Origin of the sequence: Priestia sp. YIM B13490, from assembly GCF_042787735.1 — a bacterium.
GTDB classification, from domain to species: domain Bacteria; phylum Bacillota; class Bacilli; order Bacillales; family Bacillaceae_H; genus Priestia; species Priestia megaterium.
Genome location: NZ_JBHZOT010000001.1, coordinates 193,593 through 211,240 on the forward strand (window position 1 = coordinate 193,593; position 17,648 = coordinate 211,240).

Annotated in this window: 15 protein-coding genes and 1 tRNA gene; 9 read left to right on the forward strand and 7 right to left on the reverse strand. The window is 39.7% G+C overall.

Annotation, left to right across the window (positions count from 1 at the left end; all coding sequences use genetic code 11):
* Positions 1 to 119: 119 nt before the first annotated feature.
* A complete protein-coding gene (locus ACFX4R_RS00980; RefSeq protein ID WP_425262922.1) occupies positions 120 to 851 on the forward strand; it encodes an LCP family protein in 732 nt (243 codons plus the stop codon).
* A gap of 37 nt (positions 852 to 888) precedes the next feature.
* On the opposite strand, the gene ACFX4R_RS00985 is transcribed toward ACFX4R_RS00980, so the two are convergent.
* Positions 889 to 1,470, reverse strand: coding sequence for a YitT family protein (locus ACFX4R_RS00985; protein ID WP_043978354.1), 582 nt, complete (start codon positions 1,468 to 1,470; stop codon positions 889 to 891).
* A gap of 200 nt (positions 1,471 to 1,670) precedes the next feature.
* On the opposite strand from ACFX4R_RS00985, the gene ACFX4R_RS00990 reads away from it, so the two are divergent.
* Positions 1,671 to 2,168 (forward strand): GNAT family N-acetyltransferase, encoded by a 498-nt coding sequence (locus ACFX4R_RS00990; RefSeq protein ID WP_043978356.1) that lies wholly within the window; start codon positions 1,671 to 1,673, stop codon positions 2,166 to 2,168.
* Positions 2,169 to 2,194: 26 nt separating this feature from the next.
* Here the strand turns inward: ACFX4R_RS00990 and ACFX4R_RS00995 are convergent, their stop codons facing one another.
* Together ACFX4R_RS00995 and ACFX4R_RS01000 are read right to left on the reverse strand one after the other, a co-directional pair.
* A complete protein-coding gene (locus tag ACFX4R_RS00995; RefSeq protein ID WP_013058628.1) occupies positions 2,195 to 2,908 on the reverse strand; it encodes a YoaK family protein in 714 nt (237 codons plus the stop codon).
* A 123-nt stretch (positions 2,909 to 3,031) separates the two neighbouring features.
* The gene (locus ACFX4R_RS01000; RefSeq protein WP_043978360.1) at positions 3,032 to 5,074 is read right to left on the reverse strand and encodes a catalase; all 2,043 of its coding nucleotides are present in this window, start codon (positions 5,072 to 5,074) and stop codon (positions 3,032 to 3,034) included.
* Between the two features lie 172 nt (positions 5,075 to 5,246).
* Here ACFX4R_RS01000 and ACFX4R_RS01005 point away from each other — a divergent pair, with 172 nt between their 5' ends.
* Both ACFX4R_RS01005 and ACFX4R_RS01010 read left to right on the forward strand, forming a co-directional pair.
* Complete coding sequence (locus tag ACFX4R_RS01005) at positions 5,247 to 6,218, forward strand: NAD(P)H-dependent flavin oxidoreductase (protein WP_043978362.1); 972 nt, start codon at positions 5,247 to 5,249, stop codon at positions 6,216 to 6,218.
* A 70-nt stretch (positions 6,219 to 6,288) separates the two neighbouring features.
* Positions 6,289 to 6,684: a hypothetical protein gene (locus tag ACFX4R_RS01010; RefSeq protein ID WP_043978365.1), complete on the forward strand. Its 396-nt coding sequence runs from the start codon at positions 6,289 to 6,291 to the stop codon at positions 6,682 to 6,684.
* Between the two features lie 27 nt (positions 6,685 to 6,711).
* On the opposite strand, the gene ACFX4R_RS01015 is transcribed toward ACFX4R_RS01010, so the two are convergent.
* Both ACFX4R_RS01015 and ACFX4R_RS01020 read right to left on the reverse strand, forming a co-directional pair.
* Positions 6,712 to 8,064 (reverse strand): cation:dicarboxylate symporter family transporter, encoded by a 1,353-nt coding sequence (locus ACFX4R_RS01015; RefSeq protein ID WP_237074192.1) that lies wholly within the window; start codon positions 8,062 to 8,064, stop codon positions 6,712 to 6,714.
* 233 nt (positions 8,065 to 8,297) lie between these two features.
* Positions 8,298 to 9,062 (reverse strand): sulfite exporter TauE/SafE family protein, encoded by a 765-nt coding sequence (locus ACFX4R_RS01020; protein ID WP_043978369.1) that lies wholly within the window; start codon positions 9,060 to 9,062, stop codon positions 8,298 to 8,300.
* A gap of 271 nt (positions 9,063 to 9,333) precedes the next feature.
* Here ACFX4R_RS01020 and ACFX4R_RS01025 point away from each other — a divergent pair, with 271 nt between their 5' ends.
* The gene (locus ACFX4R_RS01025) at positions 9,334 to 10,608 is read left to right on the forward strand and encodes an ATP-binding protein (RefSeq protein WP_377568339.1); all 1,275 of its coding nucleotides are present in this window, start codon (positions 9,334 to 9,336) and stop codon (positions 10,606 to 10,608) included.
* 164 nt (positions 10,609 to 10,772) lie between these two features.
* On the opposite strand, the gene ACFX4R_RS01030 is transcribed toward ACFX4R_RS01025, so the two are convergent.
* Entirely contained in the window at positions 10,773 to 11,675 is a 903-nt protein-coding gene (locus ACFX4R_RS01030; protein WP_377568341.1) for a TetR/AcrR family transcriptional regulator, read from the reverse strand.
* 265 nt (positions 11,676 to 11,940) lie between these two features.
* Between ACFX4R_RS01030 and ACFX4R_RS01035 the strand changes: the two genes are divergently transcribed.
* The gene (locus ACFX4R_RS01035; RefSeq protein WP_153255271.1) at positions 11,941 to 13,464 is read left to right on the forward strand and encodes a DHA2 family efflux MFS transporter permease subunit; all 1,524 of its coding nucleotides are present in this window, start codon (positions 11,941 to 11,943) and stop codon (positions 13,462 to 13,464) included.
* 34 nt (positions 13,465 to 13,498) lie between these two features.
* Here ACFX4R_RS01035 and ACFX4R_RS01040 read toward each other — a convergent pair whose 3' ends face one another.
* Positions 13,499 to 14,551: an aromatic ring-hydroxylating oxygenase subunit alpha gene (locus tag ACFX4R_RS01040; RefSeq protein WP_043978378.1), complete on the reverse strand. Its 1,053-nt coding sequence runs from the start codon at positions 14,549 to 14,551 to the stop codon at positions 13,499 to 13,501.
* Positions 14,552 to 14,761: 210 nt separating this feature from the next.
* Between ACFX4R_RS01040 and ACFX4R_RS01045 the strand changes: the two genes are divergently transcribed.
* The 3 genes from ACFX4R_RS01045 (at position 14,762) to ACFX4R_RS01055 (ending at position 17,574) form a co-directional block, all read left to right on the forward strand.
* Positions 14,762 to 14,834 (forward strand) — tRNA-Thr (locus ACFX4R_RS01045).
* A 266-nt stretch (positions 14,835 to 15,100) separates the two neighbouring features.
* Positions 15,101 to 16,051, forward strand: a complete 951-nt coding sequence (locus ACFX4R_RS01050; protein WP_014458647.1) for an ABC transporter ATP-binding protein — start codon at positions 15,101 to 15,103, stop codon at positions 16,049 to 16,051.
* Complete coding sequence (locus ACFX4R_RS01055; protein ID WP_043978380.1) at positions 16,051 to 17,574, forward strand: ABC transporter permease/substrate-binding protein; 1,524 nt, start codon at positions 16,051 to 16,053, stop codon at positions 17,572 to 17,574. The genes ACFX4R_RS01050 and ACFX4R_RS01055 overlap by 1 nt, the downstream gene beginning before the upstream one ends.
* Positions 17,575 to 17,648 lie beyond the last annotated feature (74 nt).

The window sequence follows — 17,648 nt, forward strand, 5'->3', positions numbered from 1 at the left end:
TATACAGCTATTTCCAATATAAGCAAGGGCTATCGATGGCAAGCGATGGTAAATTTGCGGATGACGGCACGACATTTGAACAGTTTCAAGGCAGTCTCCCAAATAACGGAGAAGTAAATATGCTGCTGTTAGGAAGTGACTCGCGCGGGGAAAAGCATTCTCGTACAGACTCTATTTTAATTGCTCACTACGATTCTAAAAGCAAACACCCGAAAATTGTTTCCCTTATGAGGGATATGTATGTGGATATTCCAGGACACGGCAAGCAAAAGCTGAATGCTGCTTACGCGTTCGGAGGTCCTGAGCTGCTGCGTAAAACGATCAAACAAAATTTTGATATCGATATTAACTATTATGCAGTTGTGGACTTCGAAGGGTTTTCAAAAATTGTAGATACGATTGCACCTGATGGCATTAAAGTAACCGTGCCTCACGACATGTCTTCAGGAATTGGTATGACGCTTCACAAAGGTACCCAAGTTTTACACGGTGAACAACTGCTTGGCTATGTACGTTTTCGTCATGATAACATGAGTGATTTTGGACGCGTTCAACGCCAGCAAGAAGTCGTTTTAAAGCTTAAAGATGAAGTAGCAAGCCTAAACAGCGTGTTTAAAATACCGAAGCTTCTCGGCGTAATGGATCCTTATATCGATACAAATTTAGATACAAAAAGTATGATGCTTCTCGCTAAAGATGTGGTAACAGGAAACATGAAAGATGTTCAAAGCCTGCGACTGCCGTTAGACGGATCGTTTGAAAACAAAACGTATAGCGGTGTTGGTATGGTGCTTGCTATTGATTTAGATAAAAATAAAGAAGCGCTGCAAGAATTTTTAAATGACAAATAAAGAAAAGCCTCGAGATGAATGTCTCGAGGCTTTTTCCCTATACATAGACGATGATGCGTTTGAAAGATGTAATTAAACTGGTCACTATACCGGAGCATACAACAATGAATAATGAATAAATAGCTGTATCGTTTTGAAGCAGTAAAATACCTGAAATAATAATAGATGCGTCAATTACTAAAATAATGATGCCAGGATTTAAAGATAACCATTTCGCAAGTATCAGAGAAAATAAGTCGACCCCGCCTTGACTTGCGTGCTGCCGGAGCATGATGCCGGTTCCGATTCCGTTAAAAACACCTCCAAGGCAAGCGCTTAAGATAATGGGAAGGTGAAAAATCCCATGAAGCGGAAACAGCAAATCAATCATCACGGCTGAGAGAACCATGCCATAGATAGCATTTAAAAAATAAGAGCGGTTAAAACCTAGAGCGAGAAGGTAAATAGGGAAGTTTAAGCAAAAAATCATCACGCCTACTTTATAGCCAAGTAAATAATTAAGAATTAAGCTAATTCCCGTAATGCCTCCTGTTACAAGCTGAAGCGGAAGAATAAAAACGTTAATTCCAATACTAACAAACACACTGCCAATTCCAATTGCAATTAATTTTTTATACATGCTGTCTCATCCTTGTCTTTGAATCTCTTTATATGTATATGAAGACAAGCAGAGTTTCAGCACAAAGACCGCTTCAGAAACCATAATGAACGGATTAAATATATGCAAAGGAAGCTGTTTTAAAATGCAAATGTGTTGCATAAACATGTTTCACCATAGACAATAAGAACTAATGAAGAAGGTAAATGGAGGAGAAAAAATTGATCGTTCGAAAAGCTAGAGAAGAAGAAACATCATCTATTGAAACAGTGACGCTTGCTGCTTATGAGCAATATGCAGCTGTAAAATCAGAAGCACACTGGAAAAGATATCGAAAGGGAATTTTACATACCCTGAGTGAAGAAAAGAAATTTGAGTGCATTGTAGCTGAAATCGATGGAGAAATGGCAGGAAGCGTTTTGTTTTATCCGCCGAATACGGATGTATACGGAGGGTTGTTAAAGCCATTTCCATGGGCCGAAATTCGTCTGCTGGCAGTTGCTCCGACGCATCGCCGAAAAGGAGTCGCCAACGCGCTTCTTGAAGCGTGTGAAAAAAAATCTCGGGAGCTAGGGTGTTCTTATTTAGGTTTACATACAGATCATTCAATGGAACATGCCATTAAGCTGTACACTAAAAGAGGTTACGTTCGCTTTCCTGATAACGATTTTTATCCGGTAAAAGATTTGCATGTTATGGCATTTAGAAAATCAGTTTAATAAAAAAGCCTTTGAAATCAATGATTTCAAAGGCTTTTTTGAGATTCTGAATTTAAAATGACAAAAGCGAGAAAAAGAATAGCAGAAGCTAGCCAAACTGCTTTTGTCCCCAGGGTGAAAGTAGAAATAGAACCTAACAATGCCCCGCTCAAAAAAGAGAGGATAATGGCGGTAAAACGAAGGCACTGATAAGCAGCGTTTTCATCGCGTTTGAATATAGCATAGTATGCTGCTTGAGAAGCAGTACGAAGGTTTCCGGTCGTCATGGTTGTATTATATGACCATTTTATCAAAGTTCTAAATGAAGAAACTTGAAGAGCAGCAACAAATGAAATTGTTACTGTAACCAACATATTAGGAACACTAGACGGTAAAAAACCAACGATAATGAGTACGACAATTTCTAAAAGCAATACGATACGAGAAGTATCAGGGAGTACAGATACAAATCGCGGCTGCTTAAATGTTTCGGTTACAGCAACACCTAGGATAAAGGCTACAATAGGGGGGATATGAAGAAAAGCTTCTGTCCATTGACCTTGCGCTGCCTTTACACCTAATAAGACGATATTTCCACTTTGTGCATTTGCGAATACTCCGTTTCTGCTTATATACGTATAAGCATCAAGAAAACCTCCCACAATAGCTAACAAAATTCCAAGAATAACTGAATTTGCCGTTGCAGCTTTTTTGAATCGTTTCGTTAATTGTAAAAAGTAAGATGATTTATTTGTGAGCATGTCTTCTTTCTGCCTCCTGAAAATCTAAGGTGCATTATCTAGTATAAGCAAAAGAGAAACTTTTCTTCAATTACTGTGATTTCATACAAAAAAGATAGGGGAGGTCCCTATCTTTTTTGTAAGTTATATAACGTGACGATTCCAGTGGCGGTGAGCTGAAATAGCTTCAATAAATTCATCTGTAAAGCGTGTAGTTTCTCCAGTTACGACACCGGGACTGCTATCTAAACCAGCAGCTTTTAGCCACTTAACACCTTCATCCGTCGCGCCAATTGGTTTAAAATGCTCGAATGCTTCTTGAGCAAATGTCAGTGCTTCTTTACGAAACTTCTCATCAGCCGACGCGCTTCCGACAACATAAACCGCATCGAATAAAACAGAATCACTTGTTAAGAACGTGTGCTGTACTTCAAGTTCTGACCCGTCTGTTCCTTTTACGTTTTTGAGGGTTGTGCTTACAATTTCAGGCTGAATGCCCTGTTGTTTTAAATTGTTTAACACCTGTGGTAGGTCACTGCTAAAGTCATTAGCTGCAATGACAGCTACTTTACGCGTATTCGGCTTTTTAATCGTCTGTTCCTGACTAAGAGCCGGAGATGACTTGGTCATTGGCGCGTCTTCTCCTGATGGAGGCGTTGCACCAATCGCTTGTGCTACTTGTCTAGCTAGCACTGTACTGACGTTGGCAAACATATCAACGACCTGCTGCTGAACAGACTTGCTTTTCACTTTTCCAAGCTCAAAGCTGAAAGCACTGATAATATGCTCTTTTTCAGTGTCGCTCATGCTATTCCAAAATAGCGTTGCCTGTGAAAAGTGGTCTTTAAAACTTTCGCTTCGGCTTCGAACTTTTCTTCCTTCCACTTTTTCTTGATAGTGAGCATAACCGCCCTCTGACTCTGGTACAGGAGCCGGGGTATTGGCTGCAAGAGAGTTTCTGTGATAGCTGACAGGCCCTTTGTTAATCGTTTGACGTCCGTAACCGTCTCGTTGATTGTTATGAAACGGGCATACTGGACGGTTGATTGGAAGTTCGTGAAAATTCGGACCGCCAAGACGAATAAGCTGGGTATCCGTGTATGAAAACAATCTTCCTTGTAAGAGAGGATCATTGGAAAAATCAATTCCCGGTACCACATGTCCCGGATGGAATGCGACTTGTTCCGTTTCGGCAAATACGTTGTCTACATTTCGATTTAAGGTCATTTTTCCAACCAATTTGACGGGAATGTCTTCTTCAGGCCAAAGCTTAGTTGGATCGAGAATGTCAAAGTCGAATTTAAATTCATCTTCCTCATCTATAATTTGAATACCTAGCTCATATTCAGGATAGTCTCCGTTTTCAATCGATTCCCATAAATCGCGGCGATGAAAATCCGGGTCTTTCCCAGAAATTGTTTGAGCCTCGTCCCAAACAAGGGAATGCGTTCCGAGCACAGGCTTCCAGTGAAATTTGACAAAATGAGCTTTTCCTTCTGCATTAACTAAGCGAAAAGTATGTACGCCGAAGCCTTCCATCATACGCAAACTGCGTGGAATTGCACGGTCTGACATTGACCACATGACCATGTGAGCAGACTCTTGGTTATTGGCGACAAAATCCCAAAACGTATCGTGTGCTGAAGCCGCCTGCGGCATTTCGTTGTGAGGCTCAGGCTTAACAGCGTGAATTAAATCCGGAAATTTAATCGCATCTTGGATAAAGAACACGGGAATGTTATTTCCAACTAAGTCATAGTTTCCTTCTTCTGTATAAAATTTTGTTGCAAAACCACGGGCGTCGCGCACCGTTTCAGCTGAACCTTTAGAACCTGCTACAGTAGAAAAACGGACAAATACAGGTGTTTTTACAGATGGATTCTGTAAAAATTTAGCTTTTGTATATTCACTGAGAGAGTCATACAGTTCAAATTCTCCGTGAGCAGCGAATCCTCGTGCATGAACGATGCGTTCAGGAATGCGCTCGTGGTCAAAATGCGTCATTTTTTCACGGAAATGAAAGTCTTCCATAAGAGTTGGACCACGTTCACCTGCTTTTAAAGAAAATTCATCTTCGGAAAGCTTTAACCCTTGATTGGTTGTGAGCGCTTGGTTTCGATCATCTGTTTTAAACTGCTCGAGCTGTTCTTGCTTGCTTTTTTCATTTACAGAGTGCTTTTTTGTCATACCTGTCTTCCTCCTTGATCTTCAGTTAATAATCATTACAAAATGTGTACCCTATCAAAAGTTGAAGCAAACAGAAATGTTGGAATTTTTTCGTAGGAAATCCGTTATTTTCTTGTTATGATTATGAATAAGTATTCATAAATAAGAAAATAAAAGGAGAGGGGATACATAGATGAAAACACGGGTAACAGATTTATTAGGAATTCAATATCCAATTGTACAAGGAGGTCTGGCTTATTTAGCGTACGCAGAACTTGCTGCTGCTGTCTCAAATGCAGGAGGGCTTGGACAAATTACAGCTATGACGCTCCGAACACCTGAGAAACTTCGAGCTGAAATTAAGAAAGTACGTTCTTTAACTGAGCGTCCTTTTGGCGTTAATTTTGCTGTTGGAGGTCAAACAGAAGGTTCTTATAAAGAACTTCTCGACGTAGCAGTAGAAGAAGGTGTGCCGGTTGTTTCCATAACAGGAGCAAATCCCGCACCTATTTTTGAGAGATTAAAAGGAACAGGAATTAAAACGCTCGTGCTGGTAGCCAACGTGCGTCAAGCTCAAAAAGCTGAGAAGTTAGGAGCAGATGCTGTCATGGCAGTGGGGCAAGAAGCAGGAGGACATATCGGACGTGAGGATCTCGGGACAATGGTACTAATTCCTCGAGTAGCTGCGGCTGTGTCAATTCCGGTCCTGGCCAGCGGAGGGATTGGAAACGGCCAAGGATTATTGGCGGCGTTATCATTAGGCGCTGAAGGAATTGAAATGGGAACACGTTTTATCGCGACAAAAGAATGTGTAGATGCCCACGATGCGTATAAACAAGCTATTGTAGAAGCAAAAGAAACCGATACTGTGGTTATTAAACGTTCGTTCGGAGCACCTGGACGCGTATTGAAGTCCCACTACACTCTTGACATTATCGAGCGTGAGCAGCAAGGAGAGAGGTACGAAGAGTTAAAAGACGTCATTAGCGGAGGGGCAAACTGCCGGTATATTTATGAAAATAAAATCGATGAAGGCTATGGATGGGCAGGCCAAGTCGTTGGACTGATTGATAGTATCCCAACGGTGCAAGAGCTTTTTGACAGTATGATAGAAGAAGCAGAAGCTGGTTCTAAACGACTGCTGAGTATAGTGGAAAAGAAGTAGAGATACAAGCCGTCATACTGCAGCAATTATTCGCATATTTATAATCTATATCTCTAAATGAGGTGAGAGAATGAAAAGGATGCGAGCATTTGCTATTATGACGTTTTTAGTAGTAGGTTCAGGGTATGCAGTTTTTACTAAAAAAGAAGAAGTTTTCAAGACTCAGCAAGCACAAGTGTACGAAGAAGCAAAGCCTGTTATTAAACAAATGGACAAACTGGATATTTGGCATAAAATCAGCAGCGGTTTAACTGAAGCGGGCTATGAATCAAAGGGCGTGAATTCTTCCCTTTACTCAAAAGACAGAGTAGAAATGGATGTGTATATGGAGCCTTCCGTTTCAGCTGATGCCAAAACACAAGAAACGATTAAACAAATCGTATATAAAATACTCGAAGAAAATAAGTTTCAGCAAAAGGCCTTTCATGTAACAATTAAATTCCTGCCCGAAAAACAAGCAAAATAGACTTGTCTCGGCCAGGAAATTTTTTTGTTAAAATGCTTTTTCATTGACTGCTGGAATACTGTCTGGGAGAGAAATTTCAGCATTTTTGGGCTGATATGCAATTTTTCCGTCCAGCACATCATTTGCTTTTTGTAAATCTAATAAATTTTCCCATCGTGCGATAATAAAAGCAGCTACCGCATAACCAATAATATTAACTGTGGTCCGGTAATTACCCATAAAGCGATCAGGAGCGAGCATCAGAGCAACGGCTGCTACTGGAATGGATCCGGTTGCTGCTGCGGTAGCAGAGAGAGCAACAAAAGCTGATCCTGGAATACCAGCCATTCCTTTAGACGTAAGAAGAAGAACACCAAGCATTAAAAGCTGATCAGTGAGACTCAAATCCACGCCTGTTGCTTGTGCTAAAAAGACGAGGGCAAGAGACAAGTAAATGGAAGCACCGTCTAGATTAAACGAATAGCCCGTAGGCACAACCAGGCCCACGACTGCTTTGTTGCATCCTGCTTGTTCGAATTTATCCATGAGCTGCGGCATAACAGCTTCAGTGGAACCCGTAGCAAATGCCAGCATAATTTCTTCTCGTATATATAGAATGACTTTCCACAAACTTAATTTTAAATAGATTCGTAAAATAACAGCTAAAACAAGAACAAATGCTAGACAGGCAATTGTCATAGCGATAAATAGCTTTCCGAATGCAGCAAGTGTTCCAAGGCCGTACTGACTAACTGCGAATGCCATGGCACTAAAGGTGGCAAGAGCCGTTAATTTCATAATGTATCCCATAATTTTAAACAACACATCATTTACTTTTTCCAATACATTTAAAAGGGTCTCTGCTGTTTTTCCACCTATATGAACAAGCGCGATGCCAAACAAACAAGAAATTAAAAGCACTTGAAGCATGGAGTTGCTTGAAAAAGCACCAACTGCACTGTCTGGAATCATATTAAGAAAAAAATCACCTTCACTCGGAAGTTCGGAGCCGTTTGTCTTCGCGTCCACTTCGCTTGTGCTTAAGCTTGAAGGATCAACATTTATACCGGTGCCGGGGTTCATTACGTTTGCTACTAATAGACCGATTAATAGAGCGAATGTTGTGACAATTTCGAAGTAAAGAATGGTTTTTCCGCCGATACGCCCAACTGTTTTAATGTTTCCGACCTTGGCAATTCCAACAACGACTACTCCAAAAATAAGAGGAGCAATCAGCATTTTGATAAGCTTAATAAAACCGTCTCCAATCGGTTTCACAGCATTTCCAAAGCTTGGCCATAGATATCCTACGGCTATGCCAAGTACAATTGCCATCATAATTTGAAAGAAAAGACCTTTATAAAAAGGTTTTTGCTTACTTTTTGCTGCTGTTTGTGTCATGTGTTCTCCCTTCGTCGTACAATTTTCTGGATATCACAACAGATGTTATGTTTTTTTACATTTTAACGTAAGGTTGTTTGAGGTGTCATTGGTCTCTTTGACTAAAATTCAATAAAAATATTAGTTGAAGTGTATAAGAAGGGAAGGGAAGTGGTTTAAAACATTATTATTTTTAATGTAGATCTTTAAAAAAACTAATAAAAAGCACATGCAAAGGCATGTGCTTTTATTTGTTAAATTAATTTAATTCCGCTAATTAGAATGATGGTTGCCATAATGGCTTGAAGCGGTCTTGAAGGCACTTTCGTTGATAAACGGCTTCCGATTAACACACCTGGAATAGATCCAATTAATAGGTTAGCAGTCAACATGTAATCCACGCTTCCAAAGCTTGCATTTAAAATACCAGCCACCGTAACGAGAAGAAACGCATGTGCAATATCAGTTCCAACCAGCTCAGATGTTTTTAGCTTAAATAAGTACAGCATCGCAATCGCAAATAATGAGCCTGAGCCAATTGATGTTAGTCCGACAATGAATCCAAAGACTACGCCAATTCCGATTGTTAATCCTTTTTTCTGATTTAAGTCCATTTCCTGAAATCGGTTGGGACGAATTAATTTATCAAAAAAGACGCGAAAGATAATTGAAATGGCAACCAGCGTCATGACATATCCAAGAGCGTGCTTAATAATCGTTTCTTGATGCTCGTGAAAAGATGGAAATGCATGAAGTGTGACAATAGCCAGCACAGCGCTCGGAATACTTCCGAAGGCTAAATATTTTGCTAATTTAAAGTTAATGGTTCGCTGTTTGTAGTGCTGAGCGACTCCGAATAATTTTGTGATAGAATTGTAGACAAGATCTGTTCCTACGGCAATGGAAGGGTTAATGCCGAGTACAATCAGTAAAGGTGTTAATAAAGCGGCACCTCCAACCCCAGTTAAGCCTACAAGGGTTCCAACGAATAATCCCATTAAGGTAATTGATAGTTCCATATTTCGTCCTCCTACTCTCAAAACCAAGTACATTGATCTGATTATAGAGCATTGTAACTCATATGTAAATAAAATTCTGAATATTTTTAGTGAAGTTGAAAAGGTTTTCTTAGCCTTCACTATTTTAGGGAACGGACGATAAAGTCATAGGAAGTTATAAAAAAGTAAATAGAATACGTTTATTTATCTATGATTACGCTCTAATTTGTGTTACAAATGTAAATGCAATAAAAGAGTTTATTTTTATCTCATTTGAAAGACCGGTGAATGCATGAGTTTTGTCACGAAAGATTTGTTAATTAATTTTTTATTTATTTTATTGGCGCTGTTTTTAGTGCAGATGTTTTATTTAATCAAGTATGCTAAAAAAATTCATTGGTGGAAAGATCGTTATATCGCGGTATTTCCGATTTTAGCTATTACCTTTTGCCTTTTGTTTCCGGTTAACGGAGCTTATGTCCCGGATGACTATCGGATGGATCTACGAAGAATTCCTTATATTTTAGGAACGTTATATGGAGGCTGGCCGCTAGGAAGCTTGCTTTTTGTCTTTATTTTACTGCTGCGCTTGCTAATTGGCGGGTACGATGTAGGCTTTTTATCAACACTAATTTCTCTTCCGATTTTATCCATTCCTTTATTTTTCATAACAAAATACTTTTTGCATTTCTCATTAAAAAATAGAATTATCGTGAGCACCTGTCTTAGTCTGATCGGTTCTTTATTAGCTATGCTTGTATCTATTTTTGTCTTGCACGTAACAAGCATTCCTATTAGCGTGTGGGTTCAATTCGCGATTTTAGATGTAGCAGGCATGTTTGTAATTACCATACTGTGGGAAGCGATACGGGCAAATTTACTAGTGCTTCAGCGCCTGATGAAAGCAGAGAAACTAGAAATTGTCAGTCATTTAGCTGCCAGCATCTCTCATGAGGTGCGAAATCCTCTAACGGCAAGCAGAGGATTTATGCAAATGCTGCAAGAAGATGAAAAAGAACCTGCTAAAAAACGCTACATTTCCATTGCGATTAATGAACTAGATCGTGCAAAAGAAATCATTGATGATTACTTGCTGTTTGCCAATTCTGCTCCGGAACGAAATGAAAAAATGAATATTTCAGAAGAGATTCATCATGTCACCCATATTATGACGCCTCTTGCCAATATGAATGGAGTCGCTATTGATTTTACATTTGATGAAGAAGTGAAGTTCTGCGTAATGGGAGAAAGAAGAAAGCTTCAGCAGTGCCTAATCAATTTATTTAAAAATAGTATTGAAGCCATGCAAAATGGAGGCACGTTAACCGTTAAAGTAACAAAAGAAGGCGAAGTTGTTATTGTGGATATTATCGATACAGGCTGCGGTATGACGCAAGAACAAATCAACCGGTTAGGCGAACCGTATTTTACAACAAAAGAAAAAGGTACGGGGCTTGGAACGATGGTATCTTTCAGCATTATTCATTATATGAAGGGAAAAGTGAGTGTGTCTAGCACAAAAGGAAAAGAAACGTGTTTTTCACTTCAATTTCCACTTTGTGAATAAAGAGGTCGGGACAAAAGTTATTTAGTTGAAGGAAAATCCGAATGCGTTTGATTCTTGAGGGAGAATCAAACGCATTCGGATTTTTTCATTGGCAGGGTAAATGTAGATTTCATCTATTTATTCGTCTGTGAATTTTATGGATTTAGTTATGTTTTACTCTCTTTTTAATGACGTTCACTCACATACTGATCAATCATCGTTTGCAGTTCCTCTAGGGTCGTTTTACCGTTGTTAACAGACAGCTGCTTTAACGATTGAAGGGCACTATCTACAACAAACTTCCGGGGATTGGACTGTTTAAACAGCTCTTCTTCAATAAAACTAATAAGCTCTGTGCATTTTTGACATTCGAATTCATCAGTAAATTGTTTATGAACCTGTTTTTTTAAATCGATAAGTGCTGCAGAAATGTCCTGTTCTATTTGATTTTTAGTATTTGGGCAAGATGGAAGCCATTCTTTAATCGTTTGCGGATCGAGCAAAATGTCTCCTGAATTTGCTACTTCGTCTACAAGAGGAAGCAGGCGCTTGACACTGTAGCTTATGATCTCATGGGGGTCAGTATTTGTGCCGTTAACCATAAAATTATAGTGAAAGTTGCGATGAAGCATGCCAAGAAACATAATTGCACAATCTAGCAGGTACGGTTTCTTTTCTTGTCCAAATAAATCAATGAACCGCTTGTAAACCCAGTTTACTTCAACAAACTGGGTTTTTTTTATGTATGCTTTTAAATCAGGATCATTGGAAACAAATACTTCTTCAAGTAATGTGAAAAATTTATGTTTATGATGGTTTTTCATCTGTGCATCAATCTGTTTAACAAATACATCTACATCGGTCAGGCTTTTACCAACCAGCAGCTGATTTCGCTCTTGTTCAATTGTTGTATGAAGCCAGGTAAAAACAGCGATTAATAATTCATTTTTTGAAGAAAAATAGTTGTAGAATGTTCCTTTTGAAATGCCGCTATAATCAATGATGTCTTGAATAGATGTAGCTTGAAATCCTTTTTCAACGAAGAGATGGTGTGCATTTTTTACAACTTGCTGTTTTCGGTTATTCATTATTATCACCTAAATATAAAATTAGACTCATGGTCCAACTTTATGATACATGATTTAAAGCGTTTACACAAATGTTCTTTTCAAAAAAATAGACGATATCACGACAATGTATTGATATAAAAGGATTATAGGACTGAAAAAGTCGGTAAAATAAAGAACATGAACGCAAGATTTTTCACTTGCATAAATTGAACTCACAGTATAATATACTCTATGTAGAACATGTGTCTAAAAAAATGAACTTGAAGTATAAGGAGGTACAATAATGAGTCAATCGATAAATCAAATGGAAAAGCCCCCTTATGGCATAATTGCTATTTTGTTAATTGGCGCTTTTATTTCATTGTTGAATGAAACGTTATTAAATGTGGCGCTTCCGTCTATTATGAAAGACTTAGATGTGACAACGTCAACTGTCCAGTGGCTTTCTACTGGTTATATGTTAGTGAATGGTATTATGATTCCAACTACCGCTTTTTTAATTCAGCGCTATTCTGTCAGAGGCTTATTTTTAACGGCTATGACTTTATTTACAGCGGGAACAATACTTGCGGGTGCTTCGCCCGTATTTTCGGTCTTGTTAACCGCTCGTATTATTCAAGCATCAGGCGCAGCCATTATGATGCCGCTTTTAATGAACGTATTGCTCACAAGTTTCCCATTAGAAAAACGCGGAGCTGCGATGGGGATTTTCGGTTTAGTTATGATTTTTGCTCCGGCAATTGGCCCTACCTTATCAGGATGGCTAATTGAACACTATGAGTGGAGAATGCTGTTCCACCTTGTTACGCCAATCGCGGCAATTGTATTAATAGGCGCTTTCTTCCTATTAAAAGACAAAAAAGAAAAAGTGGAAATCAATCTGGATTTCCTATCGCTTGTGTTATCTACAATTGGATTTGGGGGACTTCTATACGGATTTAGCTCAGCAGGGGATAAAGGCTGGGATTCTGTGGAAGTATACGGCACCATTATCGTAGGAGCCGTTGCGCTGATTTTATTTATTACGCGTCAGTTCAAGCTTAAAACACCTATGCTTGAATTCCGCATTTTTAAATATCCAATGTTTGCTTTATCATCAACGATTTCAATGGTGATTACAATGGCATTATTCTCAGCCATGCTGCTAATGCCAATTTATGTTCAAACGGTACGAGGCATTTCTCCGCTTCACTCAGGATTACTAATGCTTCCGGGTGCGCTACTCATGGGTGTGATGTCTCCGATTACCGGAAAATTATTTGATAAATTCGGAGCGCGTGCACTGGCTGTAACGGGTCTAACGATTACAGCCGTTACGACGTATTTCTTCAGTAACTTAGAGCTTGATACGACATATACAACGCTCATTACGCTTTACACGCTTCGCATGTTCGGAATGTCTATGGTGATGATGCCGGTTATGACAAACGGATTAAATCAGCTGCCGCAGCGCTTTAATCCGCATGGTACTGCGATGAATAACACGCTTCAACAAGTATCGGGAGCTATTGGTTCGGCTCTTTTAGTAACGGTGATGTCAAATCGTACAGCTACGCATGCAAAAGAGCTTGCTCAAGATGCAATGAGCGGAGCAGGAGCAGCGAATGCAACGGCAGCCGGGGCAGCTCAAATGAAAGAACAAATTGGGATGCAGGCAATGGTACAAGGAATTAACGATGCGTTTGCCGTCTCAGTAGTACTAGTGGTGGTTGCTTTAATTCTTTCATTGTTTATGAAACGCGCCACGCCGGCAAGTGAAGATGAAGTGATAAAGGAAAAAGCAGGACGCGAGCAGTTTGCTAAATAAAAAAGAAATCCCCGCTGAAACAGCGGGGATTTCTTTAGCTTGTATATCTAAAGCTTAAGCCCATTTTCTTTAATAATTTCCGGTAGCCGATGGACGTTTGATCAGCCATAATATGCGCTTCCATCTGCAGGTCTAAAGGCAAGTCTTCAGGCTTTTGGTTTTCAACCATTTCACGGTCTTCGTCAAAGACGCGAAGGTTAAAGTCATACACACCTTCAACGGGAGAATCTTTGTCAAAGTTTCGAGCGATTGGTGCGAATAAACGTGTTTCGCGGGCTGAAATAGGAGAGACTGCATTCATAATCCACAGTTCTGCGCCTTCTGGGAAGTATACTTTTAGCGTAGCTGTAAACGGCGGATAAACATCAAAGACGCGAAGCCATTTAAAATCAGGTGGATTTAAATGCTGCTGTTCTTTGGAATAATTGCTCACGGTGCTCGTATATTCTACATGAAGCCCATACTCTGTATCGCTTACTTTATATTTAGGCACAAAGGCGTTGTTTCGATCACCAAATGTGTCTGTGTGAACCCAAGCAAAATGAGCTACGTCTAAAAAGCCTTCCATTTGACGACCGGCCGAACCCATGATATCAAAGCTCGGACAAACAATTTGCTGAAAATCAGGGTCCTCCCACGCATCGAAGTAAGGCAGGTTATCTTGTTCTCCTGTCAGGGAAGTCCACACTAATCCAAATCGTTCAATAACTGGATAGACGGCCATACACAAGCGGGGAGAAATATTGGCATCAGGGTGAGCTGGAATCGACGTGCATGCACCGTCCGTTGCATAGCGGAAGCCGTGGTAAGGACAGACAATTTCATCATCTTCCACCCAGCCCATGCTAAGAGGGGTGCCTCGGTGAACGCATAAATCACGAGCCGCCACTACTTTGTGTGTGGTACGGTATAGAACTAGATTTACATCTAGCAGTTTTACGGACGTTGGTTTCTCTGTTACATCACTGCAGCGTGCGACGGGGTACCAATACTTAGCGAGCGTCGTCCAATCTTCCAGGCTGAACGTGCAGTCTCTTGGGTAGGGAGTTGCTGTTTTTGGTTTGGTCATGGTTGGTTGTTGTTCCATCTATTTTCTTCCCTTCTTTTGTAAGCTCTTTTACTAAGGGTAATATAAAAAAAGAAAATTCACACAATTTATGTAAGGAGTTCTAACATGAAATATGGAACTTTGTAGAAAGTGCGAATTTCAGAAGACGTAAATTAGAGAATATACCAATAAAAAAATTTAAAAAAGCGCTTCCTAAATAAATTTAAACGTGATATAATTTTCCAAGACGCTGGTGTAGCTCAGTAGGTAGAGCACTTGCATGGTAAGCAAGAGGTCGCAGGTTCGATCCCTGTCGCTAGCATACTAAAAAACCTTCTTTCTTGTTGAAAGAAGGTTTTTTTTATTTGTGTCGGCTTTAAAATTATTCTCCGAATTATTCTTTCCCTCCTTGTGAAAACTTTAACAGTTTGATAGCCTTATTAGGAGATTGTGAGAAAATATGCGTATCTTTTCCCCTGTGTCTTATGAATCATATTTAGAAATATTCTTAAAAGAATGTTTATTGCCTCTAAATATTGGGTACACGGAACTAGGGGTTAAATTTCAACAGGGAGTGTGAACGATAATTTGATTACGTTTAAGAATGTGTCAAAGCAATATCCAGACGGTACGACCGCCGTGAAAAATATTAATCTAGAAATTAAAGAAGGAGAGTTTTTCGTTTTAATTGGTCCGAGTGGGTGTGGGAAAACAACCACCTTAAAAATGATTAACCGTCTTCATGATATTACCGAAGGAGAACTATACATAAAAGATAAGCTCGTATCGGACCACAACATCCATGAGCTACGCTGGAACATTGGTTATGTTCTGCAGCAGATTGCTCTTTTTCCTCATATGACCATCGCTGAAAATATAGCCATTGTACCCGAGATGAAGCATTGGAAGAAAAACAAAATCAAAACGCGCATTGATGAACTGCTTACCTTGGTAGGACTAGACCCAAAGCAGTATCGAAACCGAAAGCCGTCTGAGCTCTCAGGTGGCCAGCAGCAACGTGTAGGTGTAGCACGTGCCCTCGCAGCTGATCCCCCCGTTATTTTAATGGACGAACCCTTTAGTGCCCTCGATCCGTTAAGCCGCGAACAGCTTCAGCAAGATGTTATTAGCTTAAAAGAAAAAATCAAAAAAACATTTGTGTTTGTTACGCACGATATGAGCGAAGCGATGACGCTTGGAGATCGTATCTGCCTGATGAAAGATGGGGAAATTGTTCAAGTTGGAACCCCGGAGGAATTCATCCAAAAGCCTAAAAATGAATTTGTAAAAACATTTATTGGAAATCAAGGCAATGCTTTATTTGAGACATTGGATATGTTTGTCAAAGAAAGTGAACAGCCAGACGTAGAACCTACTGAAGAGTTAGCTTCAACCGCCACTGTTCAGCAGGCAATGGACGCCCTTTACGACCATGAAGCAATAGCCGTGAAAAAAGGGAGCAAACGTATTGGCGTTGTAACGCGCAAAACTCTATTAGCGTTTCTTTCTGATAAAACGAAAGAAGGAGGAACGCTGTAATGAATGCACTAAGCACATTATTAGATCAACGAGGAGATGCACTGTTTCAAGCTCTTCTTGAACACATTCAAATTTCAGTACTGGCTCTTGTTATCGCCGTATTAATTTCAGTGCCGCTCGGACTGTACTTAACGAGGCATGACCGTATTGCTGAACCAATCATTGGCGTAACAGCCGTACTGCAAACCATTCCTTCACTCGCTTTATTAGGATTACTGATTCCTCTTGTCGGAATTGGAACCTTTCCCGCGGTTATTGCACTGTTTTTATATTCGCTTCTTCCTATTGTACGAAATACATATACCGGAATTAAAGAAGTGGACCCATCTTTAATTGAAGCATCCAAAGCCATGGGGATGAACTCGTGGAGACGATTAATTAAAGTAGAACTTCCTCTAGCACTTCCTGTCATTATGGCCGGAATTCGCACAGCGATGGTACTCATTATTGGCACAGCGACAATCGTGGCTCTTATCGGAGCGGGCGGACTCGGAAGCTTAATTTTGCTTGGTATTGACCGAAGCGATAATAGTTTGATTTTATTAGGAGCCATTCCAGCAGCATTATTAGCGCTTATTTTTGATGGAATTCTGCGAACGATTGAACACTCAGCTAAAAAAGGGTCCAAAAAACGCTCGTTTATTATGATCATCGTATTAATACTTATTCTTGTTTCTCCGTTTGCAGCGATGAGCGCAACAAAACCAGACCTTGTTATCGGAGGGAAAATTGGTGCAGAACAAGACATTTTAATTAATATGTACAAAGAATTAATTGAAGATCAAACCGATATGAAAGTAAATCTTCGTTCGTCGCTTGGGAAAACGGTATTTGTATTTGAGGCTCTGCGTAACAAGGAAATTGATTTGTACCCTGAATATACGGGTACAGCCATTGTGACGCATCTAAAGGAACAGCCGGACAGCAAAGATGAAACAGAGGTGTACAAGCAGGCAAAAGAAGGATTTCAAAAGAAATTCGGCCTTGTCTATTTAGATCCAATGAAGTTTAATAATACGTACACATTAACCGTAACAAAGGAATTTGCCAAAGAAAATAATCTAACAACTATTTCAGATTTGGCAAATGCAACAGATAAAGTAAAAGCAGGGTTTACGCTTGAGTTTAAAGATCGTGAAGACGGCTATGTAGGCGTTCAAAAAGAATATGGTCTTACCTTCCCGAATATTAAAACGATGGAGCCGAAGCTTCGCTATCGCGCTGTAGAAAAAGGCGATATTAACATGCTTGATGCTTACGCAACGGACCCTGAAATCAAACAGTTTGGTTTAAAAGTCTTAAAAGACGATCAGCAGTTCTTCCCTCCGTATCAAGGAGCGCCTGTGCTTCGTGAAGATACGCTAAAAGAGCACCCTGAGCTGAAAAAAATCTTAAATCAACTGGGCGGTAAAATCAGTGATGACGAAATGCGTGAAATGAACTATCAAGTAAATGCGAAAGGAAAAACAGCTGAAGAAGTTGCTCATCAATTCTTAGTGAAAAAAGGATTAATTAAAGAGTAAAAACGAAGAAAAAAGTTAGGACAACAGTATGTTAGTTGAAAGAAGATCCGAATGATGAATCGTTCGGATATTTT

Bases quoted from the DNA above. Each gene is read 5' to 3' on its own strand.
- ACFX4R_RS00980 (WP_425262922.1), top strand. From the start codon at position 120: ATGCTGCTGTTAGGAAGTGACTCGCGCGGGGAAAAGCATTCTCGTACA.
- ACFX4R_RS00985 (WP_043978354.1), bottom strand. From the start codon at position 1,470: ATGTATAAAAAATTAATTGCAATTGGAATTGGCAGTGTGTTTGTTAGT.
- ACFX4R_RS00995 (WP_013058628.1), bottom strand. From the start codon at position 2,908: ATGCTCACAAATAAATCATCTTACTTTTTACAATTAACGAAACGATTC.
- ACFX4R_RS01000 (WP_043978360.1), bottom strand. From the start codon at position 5,074: ATGACAAAAAAGCACTCTGTAAATGAAAAAAGCAAGCAAGAACAGCTC.
- ACFX4R_RS01005 (WP_043978362.1), top strand. From the start codon at position 5,247: ATGAAAACACGGGTAACAGATTTATTAGGAATTCAATATCCAATTGTA.
- ACFX4R_RS01010 (WP_043978365.1), top strand. From the start codon at position 6,289: ATGAAAAGGATGCGAGCATTTGCTATTATGACGTTTTTAGTAGTAGGT.
- ACFX4R_RS01015 (WP_237074192.1), bottom strand. From the start codon at position 8,064: ATGACACAAACAGCAGCAAAAAGTAAGCAAAAACCTTTTTATAAAGGT.
- ACFX4R_RS01020 (WP_043978369.1), bottom strand. From the start codon at position 9,062: ATGGAACTATCAATTACCTTAATGGGATTATTCGTTGGAACCCTTGTA.
- ACFX4R_RS01025 (WP_377568339.1), top strand. From the start codon at position 9,334: ATGAGTTTTGTCACGAAAGATTTGTTAATTAATTTTTTATTTATTTTA.
- ACFX4R_RS01030 (WP_377568341.1), bottom strand. From the start codon at position 11,675: ATGAATAACCGAAAACAGCAAGTTGTAAAAAATGCACACCATCTCTTC.
- ACFX4R_RS01035 (WP_153255271.1), top strand. From the start codon at position 11,941: ATGAGTCAATCGATAAATCAAATGGAAAAGCCCCCTTATGGCATAATT.
- ACFX4R_RS01040 (WP_043978378.1), bottom strand. From the start codon at position 14,551: ATGGAACAACAACCAACCATGACCAAACCAAAAACAGCAACTCCCTAC.
- ACFX4R_RS01055 (WP_043978380.1), top strand. From the start codon at position 16,051: ATGAATGCACTAAGCACATTATTAGATCAACGAGGAGATGCACTGTTT.